We start from the raw sequence: 20,254 nt of genomic DNA on the forward strand, positions 1-20,254 counted from the left end.
CCCGGTAACCAGTCCCCATTCGGCGCCCACAGGCCAGGGGCCTGCGAGTCTAAACTTCACTCTAAGTGGGGCTGAACCTTGCCACAACCTGAGAGCCCCCGGTTCGCGAAGCTGTCACCTGATGTTTACTTTTGACCCCATTGGCCGATGAGATCGGCCGCCTCAGTGAAGCTCTGCACCCGGTGACTGGGCTCCCCCAAACCGGTGGTGAAACGGTCGATCAGCACCGTGACCCCACCCTGTTCGGCCACATAGTCCAGATCATTGGCCCAGATATCTCCCACCGAGAGAATGCTGCCGGCAGCCACCTGCGCCCCACCCCGGAGCTCGGCGGCAGTCTGCCGGGCCTGCTCCACAGTGGCCGGCATGCCGAAGGGTTTCTGCGCGGAGTTGATCACCGCATCAAACGCAGCCTCCAGCCCCAGAGTCTGCAGCCAGGTGTCGAATCCTTCGGCCGGGGAGTTGGTGGCAAGAACGACGACGACGCCTTCCTGGCGCAGCCGGCTCAGCAGTTCCGGCGCCTCCGCCGGTGCATGCAGGTCTGTGTTCTCCAGACCAGCGCCCAGAAGGGTCCGCCGGGCAGCCCGGAAAGCCTCATCGCAGGTCTGTCCGCTGAGTCCGGCTTGGACTCCCAAGAGCTGCACCAACTGGTAGCCGTCCTGCAGCGGCCAGGAGGTGGGGTGAGCACCAGCAGCGCCCATCCTCGCTTCCTGTTTCACCGCGAGGGGGACGCCGTCGTCGTCGTAGTTGATCTCTTCGACCAGTAGGGTGTCGGCGGCGAAGGCATCGGCCACCAGATCGCGCACCGGCCGACCCCCGGGGCCGTTGAGCCCACGGGTGGTCAGCTCTTCATCTACCTGTGCGGCATAGGCCAGAACGGGGTCATCGCCGAGGCAGAGGGTGCCGTCGAAGTCCAGGATGAGGAGTTTGGGCTCCACGGACTTCCCGATTACTTGATGCTCTTACCGGCAGAGCCCAGCCACTGGGCGGCCTCGACCACCCGGGCTGCCATATTCTCCTCGGCTGCCTTACCCCAGACTCGGGGGTCGTAGGTCTTCTTATTGCCGACCTCGCCGTCGATCTTGAGCACGCCGTCGTAGTTCTTGAACATGTGATCGGCCACCGGGCGGGTGTAGGCGTACTGGGTGTCCGTGTCGATGTTCATCTTGATCACCCCGTAGCTGACCGCGTCGTTGACCTCCTGCTGGGTGGATCCGGAGCCACCGTGGAAGACCAGGTCGAAGGGACGGTCCTTGCCGTATTTCTCACCGGTCTGCTTCTGAATGTCATCGAGAATCTCGGGGCGCAGCTTCACATTGCCCGGCTTATAGACCCCGTGGACGTTTCCGAAGGTCAGGGCGGTGATGTAGCGGCCCTTCTCGCCCAGGCCCAGGGCCTCAATGGTGGCGATGGCGTCCTCGACAGTGGTGTAGAGCTTCTCGTTGATCTCGTTCTCCACACCGTCTTCCTCACCGCCGACAGTGCCGATCTCGACCTCGAGGATCTGCTTGGCGGCAGCGGAGCGGGGCAGCAGCTCAGCGGCGATCCGGAGGTTCTCCTCCAGGGTCTCGGCTGAGCCGTCCCACATATGGGAGTTGAAGATGGGGTCCCGGCCGGCTTTGACCTCCTCCTCGGAGGCTGCCAGCAGGGGCAGGACGAAATCGTCCAGCTTGTCCTTGGGGCAGTGGTCGGTGTGCAGGGCGATATTGACCCCGTAGTTCTTGACCACCTCTTTGGCGAAGGCTGCGAAGGCCTTGGCGCCGGTGACCATGTCCTTGATGAAGGGGCCGGACCAGTAGGCGGCACCGCCGGTGGAGACCTGGATGATGCCATCGGATTGCGCATCAGCGAAGCCCTTGATTGCCGCATTCAGCGTCTGGGAACTCGTGACGTTCACTGCGGGGAAGGCGTAGCCGCCGGACTTGGCGGCGTCGATCATCTCGTTGTACTTATCCGGAGTTGCAATGGCCACGGAAGTCTCCTTAAGCGTCGGCTCTGATGGGCAATATCATCGGTGCACGGTCCATCCTACCGAGCCATGCGATACCGATCACCAGGGGTGCCGCCTGCCCAGAGAATGCTCAGCCGGTGAAATGCGGCTGGTTCTGCAACCGGGCGTCCTCCAGCCGGGGAACGATCATCACCGGCCCTTCTGCCCGGATGAGCGCACCGCGTGCCACTGATCCGATCAAAGCGCTGACCAGGCTGTTGCGGCCGTGGGTTCCCACCACGGTCAGCTGGGCGGTTTTGGTGGCCTGGTGCAGGACCGTGACGGGGTCACCCTCCTCGACACTGGGGATGACCTCAAGGCCTGGGTAATGGCCGGTGAGCCAGGTAACCTCGGCCTCGAGAGCTTTGGCCAGGGATGCCTTGCGGCGTTCGGCCACCCGGTCCTCCCGCGGAGCCAGCTCCGGGTACCACATCAGGGCTCCGTCCAGCGGGGGCAGAGCCATCACCATCCGCAGGGCGACCCCGCGGTCAGCGGCAGCGCGGGCGGCATGCAGGGCAGCGACCCGGCTGAAGCTTGACCCCTCGACGCCGACCACCACCGGGGCATCAGAGGCCACCGGGTCGAAGCGCTCGGCTCCCTCGCCGCTGATCTCGCTCTGATACTCACGGGGTACGACAACTGTGGGGCATTTGGCGTGTGAGGGTAGGGCGGTGGCCACTGAGCCGAGGATCCGGCCTAGGAATCCGCCGCGGCCGCGGGCGCCGACCACCACCAGTTCGGCGGAGGCGGAGAGGTCCACCAGCACTCCGGAGGCATCCCCCTGTTCGGCCCGGTAGATCACCTCACCGGGATAGCCGGTGAGGAGCTCGCGGGCCTCTTCCAGGGAGGATTCGGCCACCTGGCGTTTGAGCTGTTCCTCAGGAATATCGGGCACCCCGATCATGGCAGTGTGCACCATGGCGGGTATCGCGAAGGCAGTGACTACGGTTAGGACTGTATTGCGGCGCTGAGCGGCTCGGGCTGCGTAGAACAGCGCCAGCTGGGCGTGCTCTGAGCCGTCATAGCCCACAAGAACGCCCAAGTTTCGGTCAGCGGAGTTGAAGGGAATGGAGCCGGTCTGGGTCTGAACGTCGTTGTTCATCATGTCCCTCATCCCGGGGGTCTGGGGAGATCCGACGACGACGGCGACCCCCTATATCTAGTGGAACCGTCCTCGTCAGCTCCATTATACCCGGTTTTTCTACGTTGTGTAGAAAAATTCCGAAGGAATTTTTCTCTCCCTCAATCGGTCGCAGAAGACACCATATCCAGGAAGGCCCGCCTCAGGGGAAGCCGAGCAGGCGGAGCCCCGCGGCTGCTGCAGCTCCGATGATCACCACCAGAAGGAAAGGCGCCCGCAGCAACAGCGCCACAGCCGCTGCCACCAGCGCACCCACGCGTGCATCCAGGGCGATTCCCTGATCGACCGAAACCGTATTGAGCATGACTAGGGAGGCCAACAGCCCGATGGTCAGCAGACCGGAAATCCGGCCGACCAACGGATGTTTCAACCAGGAGGCCGGCACCAGATATCCCAGGATCTTCAGTCCATAGGCGGCTGCCGCCCCCAGCAGAATCCATACCCAGAGACTCATCGGCGCTCACCTCCTCGGCCTGCGGTGATCAGGCCCCAGCCGATGGCCACCACTGCAGCGATCAGCACTGGCAGCCCGGAGGGGACTACGGGGATAGTCAGGGTGGTCACCAGAGCAGCCACAACTGCCAGCGCCCAGGGTTCGACGGATTTCAGCCGGGGCCAGAGCAGGCCCAGGAACGCTGCGACCACAGCGCCGTCGAGTCCGAAGGCCTCGGGTTCAGCGATGAACTCTCCGAGCCAGGCACCCAATGCAGTCACTGCGGTCCAGCCGGTCCAGATCCCGATTCCGGTGACCCAGAAGCCGCGGCGCTGTTCGGCGGGATCCTCCTGTGCAGTGGAGACCGCCATGGATTCATCGATGGTCACATGGGCCGCCACCAGCCGCTTGGCCCCGGCCGGGTTGAGCATGGCCTTGATCTGGACCGCGTAGATCGTATTGCGCACACCCAGCAGGGTCGCGCTGCTGAAGGCCGCAGCTGGGGATCCGCCGGCGGCGATGACCCCGATGAAGGCGAACTGCGATCCCCCGGTGAACATCAGGGCACTGAGCGCAATGGTCTGCCAGAAACTAAAACCTGCCGCCACCGCCAGCGCCCCGAAGGAGAGCCCGAAGAGGGAAACGGCAATGGTAACCGAGAGCCCCATTTTGGCCGCCGGGGTCAGCTCCAGCCGCCGCCCCTGATCAGAACGTGTAGTCACAACGCAATATTATGGAAAAATCGACGCGCTGTGATTGCCGAACCATATGGTGAAAGGCGGGATTATGAGCAATGATCTGAAGATCGACGATCTTGATCGCGCGATTATTGCTGAACTGGAGGAGGATGCCCGGCTCAGCAATACCGAACTGGCCCGCCGGGTGGGCCTGACCCCGGCTCCCTGCCTGAGGCGAGTCCAGCGGTTGGAGGCTGCGGGCGTCATCGCCGGTTATCACGCCTCGGTCAGTCCCAAGGTGGTGGGGCGGGACTTTGAGGTGATCGCCGCCATCGATATCGCGGTCAACAACAGTGTGACCATTGAGGATTTCGAGAAGGCTGCCGTGGCCGTTCCGGAGGTCACTGAGCTGCGCCGGATGTTCGGCCAGCCCGACTATTTCCTCCGGGTGCAGGTCGCCGATGGGGAGCACTATGAGTCCCTGGTCATTGGGACACTTTCTCAACTGCCGGCGGTCAGTCGGATCCTCTCGCATCAGACCATGCGCCGGCTGAAGGGCTGAGGCCGGGTTCAGCGCCCCGGTCTGCCGTGTCATAGGATGACCGGGTGACAGTGATGAAGGGCCGGTGGTTTCGCCGCAATCTGGTGTCGCTCTGCGCCCTGGGCCTCTTGGCTCCGCTGACGGTGGCCATCGAAACTGACTCCGTGACCTTCACCTGTCCGGTCCAGCGGCTTCATGAGATCAGCACTTCACGCGTCTTCGAACCGGCCAATGATGAGGTGGGTTGGAACAGCCAGTTCTCCCGGTGGTGCAGTGATACTGCGGTGGAGATGGCTTTTGTGGTCCCCGAGGACGTCGACGGCGTCTTCCGTCTGGAGCTCGGTGGCAGCAGCACAGCTCCGAGATGTCCGATGAACTCGGTGACCACGGCCCAGAGCCAGGCCACCGGATAGAGGTGCTCAACCAACCAGCCCTGGGCTGTGTCCAACCAGACCATGGCCTGCCTCTGTTGGGCCCAGTTGCTGACTGTGGAGGCGTACTGCTCAATGGCCAGAATGGCCAGGAAGATCCATAGGGTCTCGAGGTAGACCACTGCCGGTGCTGTGGCTCTGGGGTAACTGGTCTTCAGCCGCCCCAGGACTGAGCGCAGCACAAAGGCGGCAACGATCAAGCCGACTTCGATGACCGTGTCGAGGTCTGGCTGCCGGTTCAGGCCCAGCTGCAGTGCGGCGGGGTCTCCCATATCGGAGATCTTCCCCTCCGGAACTTCGAAGGCCAGGGACCCTGCCAGGGGCACACCGGTGCGCAATGGCTGATCCAGCAGGGATTCGATTCGCTCACTGGCCCGGTATACGTGCTCGCCCAGATGCAGTTCGGCATGGACGAGGTGCCCCGGTTCGGATTCGGTCAGCTGGGCCTCGAGGTCGACTATCAGCCAGTCGCTGGCCACTGCGCTCTCATCTGCATCGAGGTGATCGGGCCCGGCCTGCGGAGAGCCTCGGGGGCCTGCGCCGCTGCCGTCTTGTTACGTTGGTGGACTCCCCCTGCATCTGACTCACAGTCAGCAGTCTAAAGACTCTCGGGCCTTGTCCGCTCAGGCCTCCCAGCGATAGCGACGCAGATCGACCTTCTGTCCGGTTGCCAGGACCCCTTCGGCACGCAGTCTGGCCAGCTGTTCATCCCGCAGATGAGAGGCAGGGACGCCGTCGGCGCGAATGATTCGATGCCAGGGGAGGTCGAACCCATCTTCGCGCAGGACCCAGCCAACCTGCCGGGGATTGGATAGGCCCGCGAGCGCGGCGATATCTCCGTAGGTCGCCACAGTGCCTGCCGGGACTGCTGCAATGATCTCCCGTACCCGCTCATGGGTCTGCTCATTCATAAATTGCCTCAATCTGCCATAACCGCATGACCCCGGTTATACAGGTAGACCTCTACTGTCGGCAGCTCATCGAAATGCTCATTGACCAGTGCTGCCCATTGCAGGGCCGACTCCTGATGTTCAGCTGTGACTTCGCGTTCACTATCAGGGAGGTCTTCCTGGGCGGGGTGTTCGCCGCCCCCCCTCCCCTCCTGGGGCAAGCCGGAAGGTGATCGGCACCAGGCCGGTATCACCGGCTGGACTGTAGGTCTCCAACCGATCCTCACCCAAGGGACTCCAGTCGGGTTTCTCCAACTCCTGCCAGGCTTCTACCGCGGCGATTCCCTCCTGGAGATCATCGCGTTGAACGGTGATCCCAAGCTCAGTCTCTGATGCGCGGGAACCCTTCCAGGCAATGACATCACCTTCTGTTGCAAGCCCCAGTTCCAGGAGGTCAGCGTATTGTTCGGCGTCGATGATATCTCGCCATTCCCCGCCGATGGTCACCCGGGATCCCGGTCCTACTTCTCCCCCATTGGGCAGATGGACGGTGGGCATAATGCCATAGTCGTTTAGCAGCGCCTCCAGGTTCTCACCGGCAGCCTCGGTATCCGCATCGGGATCGAGGACAAGCTCAAACCAGTGGAGTTCATCGAGTTTTCCTTTGATCTCGTCATCGCCGAGTTCGATCTCATTGTCAAGCTCTTCGAAGAGTGATTCATCCACCGCATCTGCCGCCTGCCGGGCGCGCTCTGGTAAATCCTCATCACCGGTACAAGCCACCAGACTGGCGGCCATCAGACCTGCGCCCACCGCAGTCCAGCGCTCTGTCATGTCCATACCGATATTCTGGTGATGATCCCTCTACGGCTACCGGATGTGCCCTAAGCGGATCCTGGCTGATTACTCCCCGGCGGCGGCGAGCACCCGCTGGATCTGGGAGGCGATCGCATCGGAGGGTTCCAGGACCTGAACATGATCCCCGGTGGCCGCCTGAATGGCGTCTTTGATCCAGTGATAGTGAGTGCAGGCGAGTACGACGACGTCGGCCCCCTGTGTCTCTACGGACTCCACCACCGCGCTGAGGGCCAGGTCTGCGGAGCGGCCCTGTTCGATTGTGGCCGCCCAGCTGCTGCAGTCGGGTTCGATCACTGTCAGTTCCCCCGCCCAGGTCTGTTTCAGCCGCTGGTACCTCGGGCTGGCCAGGGTCGCAGGCGTTGCGCAGACCACGATGCGCCCGGAGCGGGTCAGGGAGCTGGCCGGTTTGACCATGGGTTCCAGTCCCACAAACGGCATCTGGGGGTAATCGGCCCGCAGCTGCTCAATGGCTGCTGCAGTGGCGGTGTTACAAGCCAGCACGACGACGTCGCAATCTTTCAGCAGCGGCTGGATGGCTCGGTCGGTCAGCCGGTGGACCTCTTCCGGGGTCCGGCTGCCATAGGGGACGTTCTTGTGGTCATGGGCAGTGACCACCTGGGCCTGCGGCAGCAGTTCGGCAAGCCGGTCGGCGACTGCCTGGCCGCCGCGGCCGGAGTCGAAGACACCGATCTTCACGTCTCAGGCACCTTTGGCGAAGTCGGCGATGAGGGCGGCAATCGGATGCGGTGTGCTGATCACCGCTTCATGTCCGCGGTCGGCGATCTCCTCCATCCGACCATTGGGCAGCAGCTCGGTGACCTCTTCGATCCAGTACCTGGGACAGACCCGGTCCTTCTCCCCGCCGATGACCAGCACCTCCGCGGTGATCTTGGGGCAGGTCTCCTCCAGCCGGTGTTCCAACAGATATTTGGCGTTCTTGAGGAACCAGCGCATCCCGGCTTTGGCGTATCCGTAGACCCCCATGATGAAGACTTTGGGGCTCTCTCCGGTGAAGTCCTGAAGCAGTCGCAGCATCTGTTTGCCGATAGTGCGTTCGGAGCGGTTGACCGCCGGGGCGATGAACACGCCCTGGTTGCTGATCTCGGGGTGGCGGGCCAGGGCCTCGGCGGCGACCTGGGCGCCCATGGAGTGACCGACCAATACGGGGTTCTCCACATCCAGGGAGGTGACCCAGTCGGCGACGATGTCACCGAACTGCTCAATGGTCAGGGCCTCACCCGGTGCCGGGGAGTCGCCGAATCCGGGCAGGTCCAGGGCGTAGACCTCTCCACTTTTGGCCAGTTCCTCGGCGAGGTCCTGGTAGATGGCACGGCCCATGCCGATACCGTGCAGCAGCACATAGACGGGTCCGGGCCCGGGGTTGCGGTAATGGTCGAATACAACAGTGTGCTCACCTCGGGTGAACGAGGAGGTCTCCACGTCAGCCATAGCAATAACCTACTGCACTGTGCCGGGTGTGATTGCCGGACGGGGATCGATACTGGTCAGCTGCCGGTTCAGATCTGGGCATGCTGGCGGATCCAGGCATGCATGGCGATCCCAGCTGCCACCCCGGCATTGATCGAACGGGTGGAGCCGAACTGGGCGATAGACAATGTCGCCTCGGCCGCCTGCCGGATCTGCTCGCTGAGCCCGGGCCCTTCCTGACCGAAGACCAACACACAGTTCTGGGGCAGCTGGTAGGCCTCCAGGGGCACTGAGTCTGGAAAGAGATCGACGCCGAGCACCGGGAGTCCGGCCTCTTTGGCCCAGGCGGTGAAGTCCTCCACGGTGGGATGGTGTCGCACATGCTGGTATTTATCGGTGACCATGGCCCCGCGACGGTTCCATCGTTTCTTCCCGATGATGTGGACCTCTTTGGCCAGGAATGCATTGGCTGTCCGGACCACGGTGCCGATATTGAAATCGTGCTGCCAATTCTCGATGGCCACATGGAATCCGTGTCGTTTGGCATCGAGGTCAGCGACGATCGCTGAATGCTTCCAGTACCGGTATTCGTCGATGACGTTACGCCGGTCGCCTTCAGCCAGCAGGTCGGGGTCATAGTGATCGCCCTGCGGCCAGGGCCCTTCCCAAGGCCCCAGGCCCACTTCCCGCTCGGCTTCGGACTGGTTGTCTGTCATGGACTGTGAGCCTACCCAATGACGCTGCAGACAGCTCTTCGATAAAGTCGGTGTATGGGTCAGCCGAAGAATCCTCTCGAAGTCCTCAGTCTTGACCAGCTCCGTGCCCGGAAGTCCGCCAAATGGCGGGCCTTCGGTGACGAGGCCCTGCCGCTTTGGGTGGCGGAGATGGACACCCCGCTGGCCGAGCCGGTTGCCGCGGCCCTGCATGAGGCCATCGAACTCGGCGATACCGGTTACCCCTCCTCCGGTCCCTACATCAGGGCCTTCTGCGATTTCGCCAAACAGCATTGGGGTTGGACCGTCAGCCCCAGTCAGGTACGTCCGGTCCGCGATGTGATGTCTGGAGCGGTCGAGGCGCTGAAACTGGTCGGCGAGATCGCCGATACCGTCATCGTCTCCTCCCCGGTCTACCCGCCCTTCTTCAAATATCCGGTCAGCGCCGGACGCCGGGTAGTCGAGGCCCCGCTGGGCCCAGACGGACGCTTGGACTTCGAGATGCTGGAGGAGTCCTTCAACCTGCGCACCACCGGTGGCCAGGCGGCCTATCTTCTGGCGAATCCGCATAATCCCACCGGAGTGGCACATACCCGGGAGGAGTTGGAGAAGCTGGCCGGACTGGCCGCTGACTACGGCATCCGGGTGGTCGCCGATGAGATCCATGCCCCGCTGGTCTACTCCGAGGCGCGGTTCACTCCGTATCTGAGTGTGGATCCGCGCGGTTACGCCATCCATGCCGCATCCAAGGCGTGGAACCTCGCCGGGCTGAAGGCCGGGCTGATGGTCGCCGGTGAGGAGGCGGTCGATGAGTTGGAGAATCTGCCTCCCGAGGTCCCGCATGGGCCTACCCATCTCGGTGTGGTGGCCCAGACCGCTGCGTTTACCTCCGGTCAGCCATGGTTAGAGTCCCTGCTGACAGGTTTGGATGCCAATCGGAAGCTGCTGGGTGAGCTGTTGGCCAAGCATGCCCCGGAGGTGAAGTACACCGCCCCTGAGGCCACCTATCTGGCCTGGTTGGACTTCTCTGCCTACGGTTTCACCGATGATGAGCCGACCCCCGGGGTGGAGACCCCGGTGCTGGGTCCGGCCAAGCACCTGTTGAAGAAGGCAGGTGTGGCACTGACCCCGGGGCATCCCTTCGGCTCCGGCGGCGAGGCCCATGCCCGGCTGAACTTCGCCACCAGCCAGTCCATCCTCACCGAGGCCGTCGAACGCATAGGCCAGTCCTTGCGTTAGTCAACGCGGTGGGTGCCCCTCCGCCGTTTATTACTAGACCTCTTCTCTCGCCGGCATCACGTCAGAAGTCGCTGAGGCCTGCGCGCCCATCTGAGAAGCGGTGGGTCGGAGGTGCGAACCCGGGGGATCCCTTGTGAGGAGCCGACTCCGCCGAAGGCGGATCGGCGAGTGAAGGAGGAGGGTTCGCACCGGAGGGGAACCCCGCCGCTTCACAACCTCAGCTCAGCCCGAGGTCGTCCTTGGAGTAGGCGTAGAAGCAGGGCACTCCTGCTTCCTCTTCGATCCGTTCCTTGGCCCCGGTGTCCCGGTCGACGATGACGGCCACGGCCTGGACTTCGCCCCCGGCCGCACGCACGCCCTCCACTGCCTGCAGGGCTGAACCGCCGGTGGTGGAGGTGTCCTCCAGGACCACAACTTTGCGGCCCTTGATATCGGGGCCTTCGACCTGCCGGCCCATGCCATAAGACTTGGCGGCCTTACGCACCACGAAGGAGTCGATGGCCCGGTTCTGGCCGGCCGCGGCATGCATGATCGCAGTGCCCACGGGATCAGCCCCCATGGTCAGCCCACCGGCGGCATCAAAGCTGATGCCGGCGGCGTCGAGCATCTTCAGCATCACTTCACCGACCAGGGGGCCGGCCTCATGGTGCAGGGTCACCCGGCGCAGGTCCACGTAGTAGTCGGCCTCTTTCCCGGAGGAGAGAGTCACTTTGCGCCGGACCACCGCATGCTGATCGATGAGATCGCGGAGGCGGGTGGCGGCGTCGTCGTTGTTTTTCAGCAGCTCGGCGGCGTAGGAAGTCATAGTAGTCAGCCTATCCCCAGCAACCTTTCACCCGACCGTTACACAGGCCTGATTAGACTGTGCCTATGCGTGAGCTTCAGAAGGCAATTGTGGAAGAGATGGGCGTAAAGCCCCAGATCAATCCCGATGAGGAGGTCTCCCGACGGGTAGATTTCCTGGTCGACTACGCCAAAGCGGCCGGTGCAAAAGGTTTCGTGCTGGGCATCTCCGGCGGTGTCGACTCCACATTGGCCGGCTACCTCAGTCAGAAGGCGACCGAAAAGCTGCGCGAAGAGGGGGTCGATGCCCGGTTCTACGCCATGCGGCTGCCCCATGGGATCCAGCACGATGAGGATGATGCGCAGACCGCGCTGACTTTCATCGAGCCTGATCACACCTTCACATTCAATATTGAGAAGGCTGTCACCGGTGTGGATGTCGCCTATCAGGAAGGCTTCGGCGGGCGGCTGGCTGACTACCACCGCGGAAATGTGAAGGCCCGCCTGCGGATGACCGCGCAGTACGCCGTTGCCGGGGAGAAGAATGCACTGGTGGTCGGCACGGACCACGGCGCCGAATCCATCACCGGGTTCTTCACCAAATACGGCGACGGCGGGGCCGATATTCTGCCGAACTTCACCCTGAACAAACGGCAGATCCGCCAGATTCTGAAGCACCTAGGAGCCTCTGAGCACATCTGGTCCAAGGCACCCACCGCAGACCTCCTCGATGAGAACCCGGGTCAGCTCGACGAGGTGGAGCTGGGCATCACCTATGACCAGATCGATGACTATCTGGAGGGTCGTGAAGTCGACGACGACGCCGCGGCCCAGCTTGAGCAGCGCTACCTGAGCACCCGGCATAAGCGCACTATCCCGGTCACCCTGCTCGATGACTGGTGGCGCCAGGGCTGAAACTCCACTTGGCCAACTCCACTTGGGTTCACCGCGTTCGGATCAGCCAAACTGGGCTGGGCTAGACCGGACCGGGCCGGGCCGCGTTGGTAATGTGGCCTGCGTGAAGATCGCAACGTGGAACGTCAATTCGATGCGTGCCCGGGCAGACCGGGTCGAGGCCTGGCTGGAGAAGACCGAGGCCGATGTCCTGGCCATCCAGGAGACCAAGTGCAAGGACGAGAACTTCCCCTGGGAGGTCTTTGAGCACAATGGCTATGATGTGGCGCATTTCGGGTTCAACCAGTGGAATGGTGTGGCTATCGCCTCCCGCGTGGGGCTGAAGGATGTTGAGCGCACCTTCACCAACCAGCCACCATTCGGCAAGAACGGTAAAGATCCAGTTCAGGAGGCCCGCGCCATCGCTGCGACCTGCGGCGATGTCCGGATCTGGAGCCTCTATGTGCCCAATGGTCGCTCCCGCGAGGACGAGCATATGACCTATAAGCTCGCCTGGCTCCGGCAGCTGCGCGAGCATGCCGAGACCTGGCTCAGCGAGGATCCGCAGGCCCAGATTGTGCTGGCCGGGGACTGGAATATTGCCCCGCAGGACGACGACGTCTGGGATATCGAGTTCTTCGAGAAGAACGAGATGACTCATGTGACCGAACCCGAGCGGGCTGCCTTCAACGAGTTCATCGACGCCGGCTACACCGACGTGGTTCGTCCGCACGCCCCGGGCCCCGGTATCTACACCTACTGGGACTACACCAGCCTGCGGTTCCAGAAGCGTCAGGGTATGCGGATCGATTTCCTGTTGGCCTCCCCGGCCCTGGCTCAGCGGGTCAGCACCGGGTATGTGGATAAGGACGAGCGCCGTGGGAAGGGCGCCAGCGACCACGCGCCGGTGGTTATTGAACTGGACTGACCCCAACTATTAACAAGCGACGACCCCCGGCTGATCTCCAGCCGGGGGTCGTCTTTTGTGATGATGATGGAGTTGTAGTCTTTAGCCCACCACTCGGCGGACGCTGGTCGGGTTGCCGAAGACGCTGCGCACGCTCACGCCTGAGCTGGGCGATCCGGCGTCGACGATCTGGCCGTTCCCGAGGTAGATCGCCAGGTGGTAGTCACCCCAGAAGATGAGGTCACCGGGGCGACGCTCACCCCAGGAGACCTGACGACCCTGAGTGATCTGGTCGTAGGTGGTCCGGCCCAGGTTCACGCCGGCCTGGCGGTATGCGGCCTGCACGAAGCTGGAGCAGTCCCAGGCGTTGGGGCCGTTGCCGCCCAGCTGATAGTAGACATCCGAGCGGCTGGCAGTGTTGGTCGCCCAGTTGATGGCGATCTGTGCCGCGCCGGAGCCGCTGCCGGAGTTACCCGCGGGCTGGCTGCCGCTGCCCTGAGTCTGGCTCTGGGTGGGGCTCGGAGTCGATGTCTGGCTCGGGGTGGAGGAGGCTGTGGAGCCGCCGCCTCCGCCGCCGGAACTGCTGCGCAGGGAGCTGACGTGGGTGGCCAGCTTGGAGGTGGAGACGCTGCCGTCATTGTTCAGCAGGTTCGGCCGGTTGGAGGGGATCCACCGCCAGTAGTCACCACCGGATCCACCGCCGAAGCGGGAGTCCAGGTTCGAGCCCTCCACCAGCAGACTCTGCAGCTCACTGCTGAGGTCATCCCAGTGCGGGACGCTCTGAGTCTGAGTCGGGCTGGGGGTGGAGGTCGGAGTCGGTGTCGAGGTCTGGGTCGGCGTCGAGGACTCCGTGGGAGTCGCTGTCGGCGTCGGAGTGGAGGTCTGGGTGGGGCTGGGAGTGGACTCAGCCTCAGCCTCAGCTTCTGCCTCGGCCTCCGCCTCTGCGGCGAGGTTCTCCAGGTAGCTGACGTGACCCTCGACGATGGTCCAGTTGACCGAACCGCCGCTGGTGGTGAAGGTGCTGTTGTCCAGCAGCAGCTGGTAGTAGTCCCGGGCGCCGCCGTCGAAGTTCTCATCCAGCTCAGCGGCCTCGCCCAGCAGGGAGCGCTGCCCCGAGTTCAGGGAGTCATAGCTGGCAGCCGATGCGGAGGAGGACTCCTCGCTGGTCTCCTCTTCCTCTTCCTCAGTCTCGGAAGCCTCGGAGGTCGCAGTCAGGCTCGGGGACCGAGCCGGGGTTGACTCTTCCTCAGCCTCTTCCTCTTCGGCTTCTTCCTCTTCGCCCTGGGTCTCCAGGTAAGTGATGTGGCCGGCCAGGGCATCCCAGTCGACTGCGTTGCCGCTGGTCAGGCCGTCATTGGCGAGCACGACGTTGTAGTAGTCGCGCAGGCCGTTGAAGCCCTCCAGTTCAGCACCATCGCGGAGCAGTGCTTTCTGCTCTTCGCTCAGGGAGTCGTAGCTGGGGGTTTCTTCGCTAACCTCGGACTCTTCGGACGATTCGGCTTCCCCTTCCTCATCGCCCGAAGAATCCTCGGTGGTCTCAGTGCTGGCCACGGATACCGCAGAGTCGGGACCGGTGGCACGCAGCTGGCGGATACGCTCACGCACTGCGTCGCCGTCGAGTTCGCCGTCCTCGGTGAAGTAGCCGCTGCCGCCGTCGACGCGGTCGTTCTCACCGAGCATGAAGATCAGGAAGTCATCGAGGCTGCCGTCGAATTCCTCCAGCTCCTGAAGGTCCTCAAGGAGGTCGCGCAGGACGGCGTCGAGCTCCTCAACGCTGATATTGGTCTCGCCTTCGGCGGTTCCGGTCAGCGCCAAGGTCTCTGCAGCCTCCTGGCTGTTCTCCTCGGCAGCAGCTGCGGCGGCCTCGGCCTCGCGCTGGGCCTGCTGGGCGTCCACGGCTTCCTGCTCGGCCTGATCGGACAGCTGCTGGTCGGTGGCATCATCGGCCAGGGCGTCTTCATCGCCGAGCAACACGTCAGCTGCATCGGTATCGCCGTCCTGGTATTCCTCGCCGGCTTCCATAGCCAGAGCGGCCTCGGCCTCGATTGCGGCCTGTTCGGCCTCCTCAGCTGCCTCAGCGGCTTCCTCAAGCTGTGCGGTGGCCAGAGCCTGCTGGCGCAGCAGCTCAGATTCGAGCTCGTCTGCGCGGTCCACAGCCTGGTCGATCCGACCGACGATGTCGATGATCAGCTGGTCGGTGGCTTCCTTGGACTTCTTGGCCTCGGAAACCTGGTCCGCGCTAGGTGCTTCGGGCAGCTCAGTGGTCACAAGGGACTCGGAGAGGTTCTGGTCCTCGCTCTGCTCGGCCGCCGAAGAGTCCGCGGCGCGGTCGGCGACCAGGTCGGGCAGAGTGGTCCCGACTAACGCTGTGGTCACGACGGCGGCGGTAATCGCTGCCACCGCGAAATTGCGACGGTTTTTCACGGTAGTTCCTCACTTTTCCTCATTGGTGCAACGCTCATGGCTCGGCCCTTGCGGTGAGGCCAACCCCTCGGGGTTCGGATCGGACACGGTCGCTTACCTGTGTCGGAGCTGTGCTCCAGATAAGCGGCAGAGATGGGAAACGCGTCCTGATTGAACCCTTCGTGGTGCTGCTGGCGTTCACGATAATTGCGGAAAGGTCACGGAGGCAATAGTCCGTGTCGTTTCTGTGATGAACCTGTGAAACCAAAAACCCCGGAATCATGCGGAAGCAAGGTCACAAAATGGCATCTTTAAACCTTCAAGTAGGTTGAAGGTTGGATATCCGCTGGCCTGTCACAGGTTTGTGATATGCGCAGGTTCAGGCCCAGCCGAGCCGGTGCAGTGTGGCGTCGTCGATCCCGAAAAAATGGGCAACTTCATGCACCACGGTGATGGTCACCTGATCGATGACCTCATCCGGCGATTCACAGATATCGAGGATCGCCCGCTTATAGAGAGTGATGCGGTCCGGCATTGCCCAGGGCTCCCCACCGCGCTCGGTCAGAGGTATGCCTTCATAGAGACCCAGCAGAACTGTGTCGGGATCCTCCCAGGGCTCAGGTTCATAGCGGTCCTCTACGAAGACCGCCACATTATCGATCTTGGCTGCCAGGGCGGGCGGGATCCGCTGCAGGGCACCTTCGACGGCGGCGTCGAAATCCTCATCACTCATCTCGACTGGCATAGAACGCAGTCTATCCACTACACTCTTATAGGTTCCCTACGGGGCAACTGGCCCCCATCGTCTAGCGGCCTAGGACACCGCCCTTTCACGGCGGCGGCACGGGTTCGAATCCCGTTGGGGGTGCGGCTCTGAGCCGATTGGCGAAGAGCAGAGAGGATCTGCTAAAGTTTTTCCTCGTGCCGATAGGCACAACAAAAGAATACTGGCCCTGTGGCGCAGTTGGTTAGCGCGCCGCCCTGTCACGGCGGAGGTCGCGAGTTCAAGTCTCGTCAGGGTCGCTTGAGCGTTTGGTTGAACCAGGCTCTGTAGCTCAGTTGGTAGAGCGTTCGACTGAAAATCGAAAGGTCACCGGATCGACGCCGGTCGGAGCCACGAACCGAACGCTTGAAGCAGAAAGCCCCCGGAATCCCCGGGGGTTTTCGCGTTTCATTCCAAATTATTGCGGCCGGCCGAGCACGGCTCTGCGAAGGCGCTCTCGTATACCCTCCCGAGCTGCAGACACATCAACATGAGATGCTCTCCAGGCTCTCACCGGGGGCTCCGAAGATCCCATTGGACGCCAATGGGTCGTTCCAGGGGCGTCGACGTCGTCGTCGAACCTCACTTCCACCGGCTGAAACCTGAAGTGCTGTGGTGCCATGAGGGCAAGGAGGGTCAGGGGGTCACAGGGATTCGATCCAGGACGCCCCAAATGATCCCACCAGCCCTGTGTGCGGTCACGGATCATTGCGGCCACATCCCCAGACGCCGGCGGCGCCGCAACTGCGAGATCCTCAGTTGTGAAGGGAACCTCCCGGCAGAGTTCTATACCCACATAGACCACCGGAATCCCGCATGCGGCGAGGCGCCGTGCCGCCTCCGCATCAGCGCGAACATTGGTGTCCGGCAGTCCGTTGCCGAACTGGCCGGCCATTGCCAGCACGCACCGTGGAACCGAACCCCCGCCCTGGGCTCGCGGTTCCTACGCCAGGCGGACGTTGGTCAATGGACCGATCGCGGCAATCACCAAATCACTGCCGAAACGGTCCAGACTGTGGCCAATCAGCTCGAGTGCGCTGTCTCGACTCCCCGGAAGCCCAATTTCACTGAGATCCCCGTAGCCCTGACCCTCGTGCCCAGCCCAGAACACCTCGCTGCCCGAGAGCGGCGATGCCTCCCCTGCCGCCACCGGGACATCGGCTTCCCCTAGCATTTCCAGGACACGGGCAGCCACCTTCGCCCGGGTAGTCGTATCTCCGTAGACAGTAGTCACCAAGCCATGCCCCACGCCGGGCAGCACCAGCCCCGTATAACTGTTGGCCAGGCCGAACTCACGGAACTGAGTGGCCAGCGGAACCGCCACCGCGTCGAATGGCACCAGAAAACTGATGACGACGACGGCGACACCACGGGGCGAGATCCCGTCCTCGTGCAACTCTTGGAAGAACTCCATGGACTCCACCCAGCCATCATTTGTCAGATCAGGCTCATGGGGGTCAGTCTCAGTGTTCATACCGCTGCCACCGCCCAGTGATTCCGCCAGGGGCTGCATCTGGAAAATCTGACTGACTCGGAAGATCTGGAAACCATAGGTGGCACCGGCGTCCTGTGTCGCCTCCGCGGCCTCGCGCAGTTCTTCCCAAGTCCAGCGATCGTCGGGGCTCTTGGAGGGCGGCTCCACGCCTGCGGCCTCTAGGAGCTCCTCGTTGTAGTACAGGACGACCATGGAGGTATTGACCGGGCGGCGTAGAGATTGTCTTCCACAGTAGAGACTTCGACTGTGGAGGGGTCGAAGAGTTCTTCTGCGTCGTCGAAGTCTTCACTGATGTCCAGCAGCAGCTCATCTTCGACCAGCGCGGCTATGCGAGGTTGATCCGCCGCGTAGACATCCGGCGTAGCGTCTCCCGAGCCGATGCGAGTACGGATGACCTCATTGAGGTCGTTCAAGGGCAGCTCTTCATAATTGACGGTCACATCTGGGTTTACTTCGTTCCACGCCTCGATGGCTGGTGTAACCGCTTCCTCTGGGAAGGTTGCTACGAAGTTGAGCTCACCGGAGAGACCCTCGGCCACTTCTCCGTCCTCATCTACTGCTTCAGATCCAGCTCCACCGCCGCAGGCTGTGAGGGCAAGGGCCCTCCTAGTGTGGCGCCGCATACTGCACGCCATTTGCGGCTGGTTGCTGGGTGCTCATCATTTCCGTATTCCACAGACGTCTCCAAGAGGGGTTTGCACGAGTTTGATTCTGGGCTGATCAGGCATTTTGGTATGTACTTGGCCCAGCCTGAGTCTCCCCCGGAGACGTGAATTGCAGGTTGAGACGCGGTGAACCCATCACATCAAGTCGGTAAAATTTCACAGGTCAGGGCACGGATTACAGGACTCAGCTGCATCCCGTCAACGCCAGGCAATCCGGCAACAGAGCCGATCCCCTCACTTGGATGATTTGATGGGCCCGAGACAAGGGATTGGTCGCCGCCCTGAGGACAACAAAACGCCTCTGTCGTTGGGCCCTAACGACAGAGGCTGTTTCACAAAAGGGGCTCAGTACTTCTCCCTCGCTGCAGGGGGATCGCGCCAGTCGTCTGGGTAGTACATATCAGCGTACTTCGGAACCCAATTCATACTGTGCCAAGGGCAGTTCGCCACTTGGTACTGCCACTTCATGTTGTGGCACAAAGTCAGAGCAGGTCCCCCACCCTCCGGTCCCGGATGGTGCGATGCATTCGCGGCAGGGACTCCGCCGAGTGTGATGCCGCCAAGCAGAGCCAAGCCAGCGAGTCCTGAGAGTGTACGTGTCCTCCGAGAGGTCACCTGCCTCTCCTCCTTCGTTATGCATTCCTTCATTTCCTGTGCTTCTGCTGCTGTGAGCAGTAGCACAAGGCTCACGCTACGAAGGCGGTTCACTCGCTATCAAGCGATTTGGACCTGTTCAGAAGGATTCACTGAGAACTCTTAGGTCATGACCATGAACGGCAAATCCCCGTACAGATTTCTGGGAGTCCGCTCGAAGCGTCCGACTGGCGAACACATGGGAATGTTCGCAGCGACGCTCAGAGAACCGGACCGAAGTCTGCGCGGTTCTCGATTCGCTCGTCGTCCTCCTCGGGGACAACCATCAAGGGGCCCTCAGCATGCTGGAGCACCCCCTGAGAGGTCGAGCCCAGGAGCATGCCGGCGAAGCCACCGCGGCCACGCGTGCCGAGCACTGTCAGCTGCGCACCGCGGGTCTCCTCGACCAGGACATCCACTGCGGTGCCATCAATGACCTCTGCATCGATGTTCAGCTCCGGGTAATGGTCATTGAGCCACAGCTTCCCGGCCTCAAGCTTCTCCTGCAGTTCCTTGACCGCATCGGTGTCATCAATATGTGTAGGAATCCACACCAGCGTCGATCCAAGGGGTGGCAGGGCGCAGACCAGTCGAAGGGTCGTCTCCCGCTCAGAGGCCTCCTGAGCGGCAACCAGGGCAGCCACCCGGCCGTAGTCGGATCCATCGACACCGGCGACCACGGGCCGCTTGTCCTTGGTCCGGATCGGATGGGCGCCCTCTTCGATCAGCGACCCCGGGGCGGGTGCCCCGGGCTGATCCGTGGCAGCCACAATCGGTATTGCGCCCGTGGCGGTGGTGACCGCGTTCTCCTCCTTAGTGGAGAACTTCAGCGGAACCAGGACAGTGGGGCACTTCGCGTGGGCAGGAAGAGCCGAGGAGACCGATCCCAGCAGCCGCCCGAAGAAGCCGCCGCGGCCGCGGGAGCCGACCACCAGCATCTCGGCGGCCTCGGAGTACTCCAGGAGCACTGCTGTGGGATCACCCGATTCCACGTAGTAGGAGACTTCACCCGGGTAGTCACGCAAGAACTCCTTAGCCTCATCAATCACCCGGTCGGCACCGGCACGCAGGGATGAGTCATCCATCATGGCGTAGCCGCCGTCCATGGAAGATGCAGCAAAGGCCGGAATCGAATAGGCGGTGACCACACTCAGCGGCAGTTCGCGTCGATAGGCTTCAGCGGCAGCCCAGTGGGCAGCCCTCAGTGACTGCTCCGAGCCGTCGACGCCGACGATCACACCGTATTTCGAAGGGGTGGCCGGGCCGGGGGTTTCCGTGTCCTGCTGGGGCATCGCAGACCTCCTGGAGGGGGTTCAGAGTAGTCCACATAGTACCCAGCCAAAGCCCATCGGGGCGAGAGGCGCGGAACT

General features: G+C 62.7%; 20 protein-coding genes, 3 tRNA genes and 1 pseudogene. 7 read left to right on the plus strand and 17 right to left on the minus strand.

Annotated elements, in window-relative coordinates; genetic code table 11:
- Positions 1-125: 125 nt before the first annotated feature.
- The 5 genes from HGQ17_RS05225 to HGQ17_RS05245 form a co-directional block, all read right to left on the minus strand.
- Positions 126-938, minus strand: coding sequence for an HAD family hydrolase (locus tag HGQ17_RS05225; RefSeq protein WP_168886917.1), 813 nt, complete (start codon positions 936-938; stop codon positions 126-128).
- An 11-nt stretch (positions 939-949) separates the two neighbouring features.
- Positions 950-1,972 carry a class II fructose-bisphosphate aldolase gene (gene fbaA, locus HGQ17_RS05230; protein ID WP_168886918.1) on the minus strand — a complete coding sequence of 341 codons (1,023 nt, stop codon included), beginning with the start codon at positions 1,970-1,972 and terminating at the stop codon, positions 950-952.
- 109 nt (positions 1,973-2,081) lie between these two features.
- Positions 2,082-3,092, minus strand: coding sequence for a universal stress protein (locus tag HGQ17_RS05235; protein ID WP_168886919.1), 1,011 nt, complete (start codon positions 3,090-3,092; stop codon positions 2,082-2,084).
- 181 nt (positions 3,093-3,273) lie between these two features.
- Positions 3,274-3,585, minus strand: a complete 312-nt coding sequence (locus HGQ17_RS05240; RefSeq protein WP_168886920.1) for an AzlD domain-containing protein — start codon at positions 3,583-3,585, stop codon at positions 3,274-3,276.
- A complete protein-coding gene (locus HGQ17_RS05245) occupies positions 3,582-4,286 on the minus strand; it encodes an AzlC family ABC transporter permease (protein ID WP_324615194.1) in 705 nt (234 codons plus the stop codon). Before HGQ17_RS05245 ends, HGQ17_RS05240 begins: the two co-directional genes overlap by 4 nt.
- A gap of 64 nt (positions 4,287-4,350) precedes the next feature.
- Here HGQ17_RS05245 and HGQ17_RS05250 point away from each other — a divergent pair, with 64 nt between their 5' ends.
- Positions 4,351-4,803: an Lrp/AsnC family transcriptional regulator gene (locus tag HGQ17_RS05250; protein WP_168886921.1), complete on the plus strand. Its 453-nt coding sequence runs from the start codon at positions 4,351-4,353 to the stop codon at positions 4,801-4,803.
- Positions 4,804-4,975: 172 nt separating this feature from the next.
- Here HGQ17_RS05250 and HGQ17_RS05255 read toward each other — a convergent pair whose 3' ends face one another.
- The 6 genes from HGQ17_RS05255 to HGQ17_RS05280 form a co-directional block, all read right to left on the minus strand.
- Positions 4,976-5,692 carry a hypothetical protein gene (locus tag HGQ17_RS05255; RefSeq protein ID WP_168886922.1) on the minus strand — a complete coding sequence of 239 codons (717 nt, stop codon included), beginning with the start codon at positions 5,690-5,692 and terminating at the stop codon, positions 4,976-4,978.
- A 144-nt stretch (positions 5,693-5,836) separates the two neighbouring features.
- Positions 5,837-6,124: an MGMT family protein gene (locus HGQ17_RS05260; protein ID WP_168886923.1), complete on the minus strand. Its 288-nt coding sequence runs from the start codon at positions 6,122-6,124 to the stop codon at positions 5,837-5,839.
- A gap of 144 nt (positions 6,125-6,268) precedes the next feature.
- Positions 6,269-6,943, minus strand: a complete 675-nt coding sequence (locus tag HGQ17_RS05265; RefSeq protein ID WP_168886924.1) for a hypothetical protein — start codon at positions 6,941-6,943, stop codon at positions 6,269-6,271.
- 63 nt (positions 6,944-7,006) lie between these two features.
- Positions 7,007-7,657 (minus strand): aspartate/glutamate racemase family protein, encoded by a 651-nt coding sequence (locus HGQ17_RS05270; RefSeq protein ID WP_168886925.1) that lies wholly within the window; start codon positions 7,655-7,657, stop codon positions 7,007-7,009.
- Positions 7,658-7,660: 3 nt separating this feature from the next.
- The gene (locus tag HGQ17_RS05275; RefSeq protein WP_168886926.1) at positions 7,661-8,410 is read right to left on the minus strand and encodes an alpha/beta fold hydrolase; all 750 of its coding nucleotides are present in this window, start codon (positions 8,408-8,410) and stop codon (positions 7,661-7,663) included.
- Positions 8,411-8,478: 68 nt separating this feature from the next.
- Positions 8,479-9,105 carry a TrmH family RNA methyltransferase gene (locus HGQ17_RS05280; protein ID WP_168886927.1) on the minus strand — a complete coding sequence of 209 codons (627 nt, stop codon included), beginning with the start codon at positions 9,103-9,105 and terminating at the stop codon, positions 8,479-8,481.
- 54 nt (positions 9,106-9,159) lie between these two features.
- On the opposite strand from HGQ17_RS05280, the gene HGQ17_RS05285 reads away from it, so the two are divergent.
- Positions 9,160-10,341, plus strand: coding sequence for a MalY/PatB family protein (locus tag HGQ17_RS05285; protein ID WP_168886928.1), 1,182 nt, complete (start codon positions 9,160-9,162; stop codon positions 10,339-10,341).
- A gap of 217 nt (positions 10,342-10,558) precedes the next feature.
- Here HGQ17_RS05285 and pyrE read toward each other — a convergent pair whose 3' ends face one another.
- The gene (gene pyrE, locus HGQ17_RS05290) at positions 10,559-11,146 is read right to left on the minus strand and encodes an orotate phosphoribosyltransferase (RefSeq protein WP_168886929.1); all 588 of its coding nucleotides are present in this window, start codon (positions 11,144-11,146) and stop codon (positions 10,559-10,561) included.
- 65 nt (positions 11,147-11,211) lie between these two features.
- Here pyrE and nadE point away from each other — a divergent pair, with 65 nt between their 5' ends.
- Together nadE and HGQ17_RS05300 are read left to right on the plus strand one after the other, a co-directional pair.
- Positions 11,212-12,039, plus strand: coding sequence for an ammonia-dependent NAD(+) synthetase (gene nadE / locus HGQ17_RS05295; RefSeq protein ID WP_168886930.1), 828 nt, complete (start codon positions 11,212-11,214; stop codon positions 12,037-12,039).
- Between the two features lie 103 nt (positions 12,040-12,142).
- Positions 12,143-12,946: an exodeoxyribonuclease III gene (locus HGQ17_RS05300; protein ID WP_168886931.1), complete on the plus strand. Its 804-nt coding sequence runs from the start codon at positions 12,143-12,145 to the stop codon at positions 12,944-12,946.
- 81 nt (positions 12,947-13,027) lie between these two features.
- Here the strand turns inward: HGQ17_RS05300 and HGQ17_RS05305 are convergent, their stop codons facing one another.
- Both HGQ17_RS05305 and HGQ17_RS05310 read right to left on the minus strand, forming a co-directional pair.
- Entirely contained in the window at positions 13,028-15,349 is a 2,322-nt protein-coding gene (locus HGQ17_RS05305) for a C40 family peptidase (RefSeq protein WP_168886932.1), read from the minus strand.
- A gap of 358 nt (positions 15,350-15,707) precedes the next feature.
- On the minus strand, positions 15,708-16,073 hold the full coding sequence (locus HGQ17_RS05310) for a metallopeptidase family protein (RefSeq protein WP_168886933.1): 366 nt from the start codon (positions 16,071-16,073) through the stop codon (positions 15,708-15,710).
- 50 nt (positions 16,074-16,123) lie between these two features.
- Between HGQ17_RS05310 and HGQ17_RS05315 the strand changes: the two genes are divergently transcribed.
- The 3 genes from HGQ17_RS05315 to HGQ17_RS05325 all read left to right on the plus strand — a co-directional run bounded on the left by HGQ17_RS05315 (position 16,124) and on the right by HGQ17_RS05325 (position 16,445).
- Positions 16,124-16,196, plus strand: a tRNA-Glu gene (locus tag HGQ17_RS05315).
- 81 nt (positions 16,197-16,277) lie between these two features.
- Positions 16,278-16,351 (plus strand) — tRNA-Asp (locus tag HGQ17_RS05320).
- A gap of 21 nt (positions 16,352-16,372) precedes the next feature.
- Positions 16,373-16,445, plus strand: a tRNA-Phe gene (locus HGQ17_RS05325).
- Between the two features lie 64 nt (positions 16,446-16,509).
- On the opposite strand, the pseudogene HGQ17_RS15215 reads toward HGQ17_RS05325, so the two are convergent.
- The 3 genes and pseudogenes from HGQ17_RS15215 to HGQ17_RS05340 form a co-directional block, all read right to left on the minus strand.
- Positions 16,510-17,778, minus strand: a pseudogene (locus tag HGQ17_RS15215) (nucleoside hydrolase).
- Positions 17,745-18,209: an ABC transporter substrate-binding protein gene (locus HGQ17_RS15485; RefSeq protein ID WP_168886935.1), complete on the minus strand. Its 465-nt coding sequence runs from the start codon at positions 18,207-18,209 to the stop codon at positions 17,745-17,747. Before HGQ17_RS15485 ends, HGQ17_RS15215 begins: the two are co-directional and overlap by 34 nt.
- A gap of 896 nt (positions 18,210-19,105) precedes the next feature.
- Positions 19,106-20,176, minus strand: coding sequence for a universal stress protein (locus tag HGQ17_RS05340; RefSeq protein WP_168886936.1), 1,071 nt, complete (start codon positions 20,174-20,176; stop codon positions 19,106-19,108).
- Positions 20,177-20,254 lie beyond the last annotated feature (78 nt).

It is taken from the genome of Nesterenkonia sedimenti (genome assembly GCF_012641515.1).
Lineage (GTDB): Bacteria > Actinomycetota > Actinomycetes > Actinomycetales > Micrococcaceae > Nesterenkonia > Nesterenkonia sedimenti.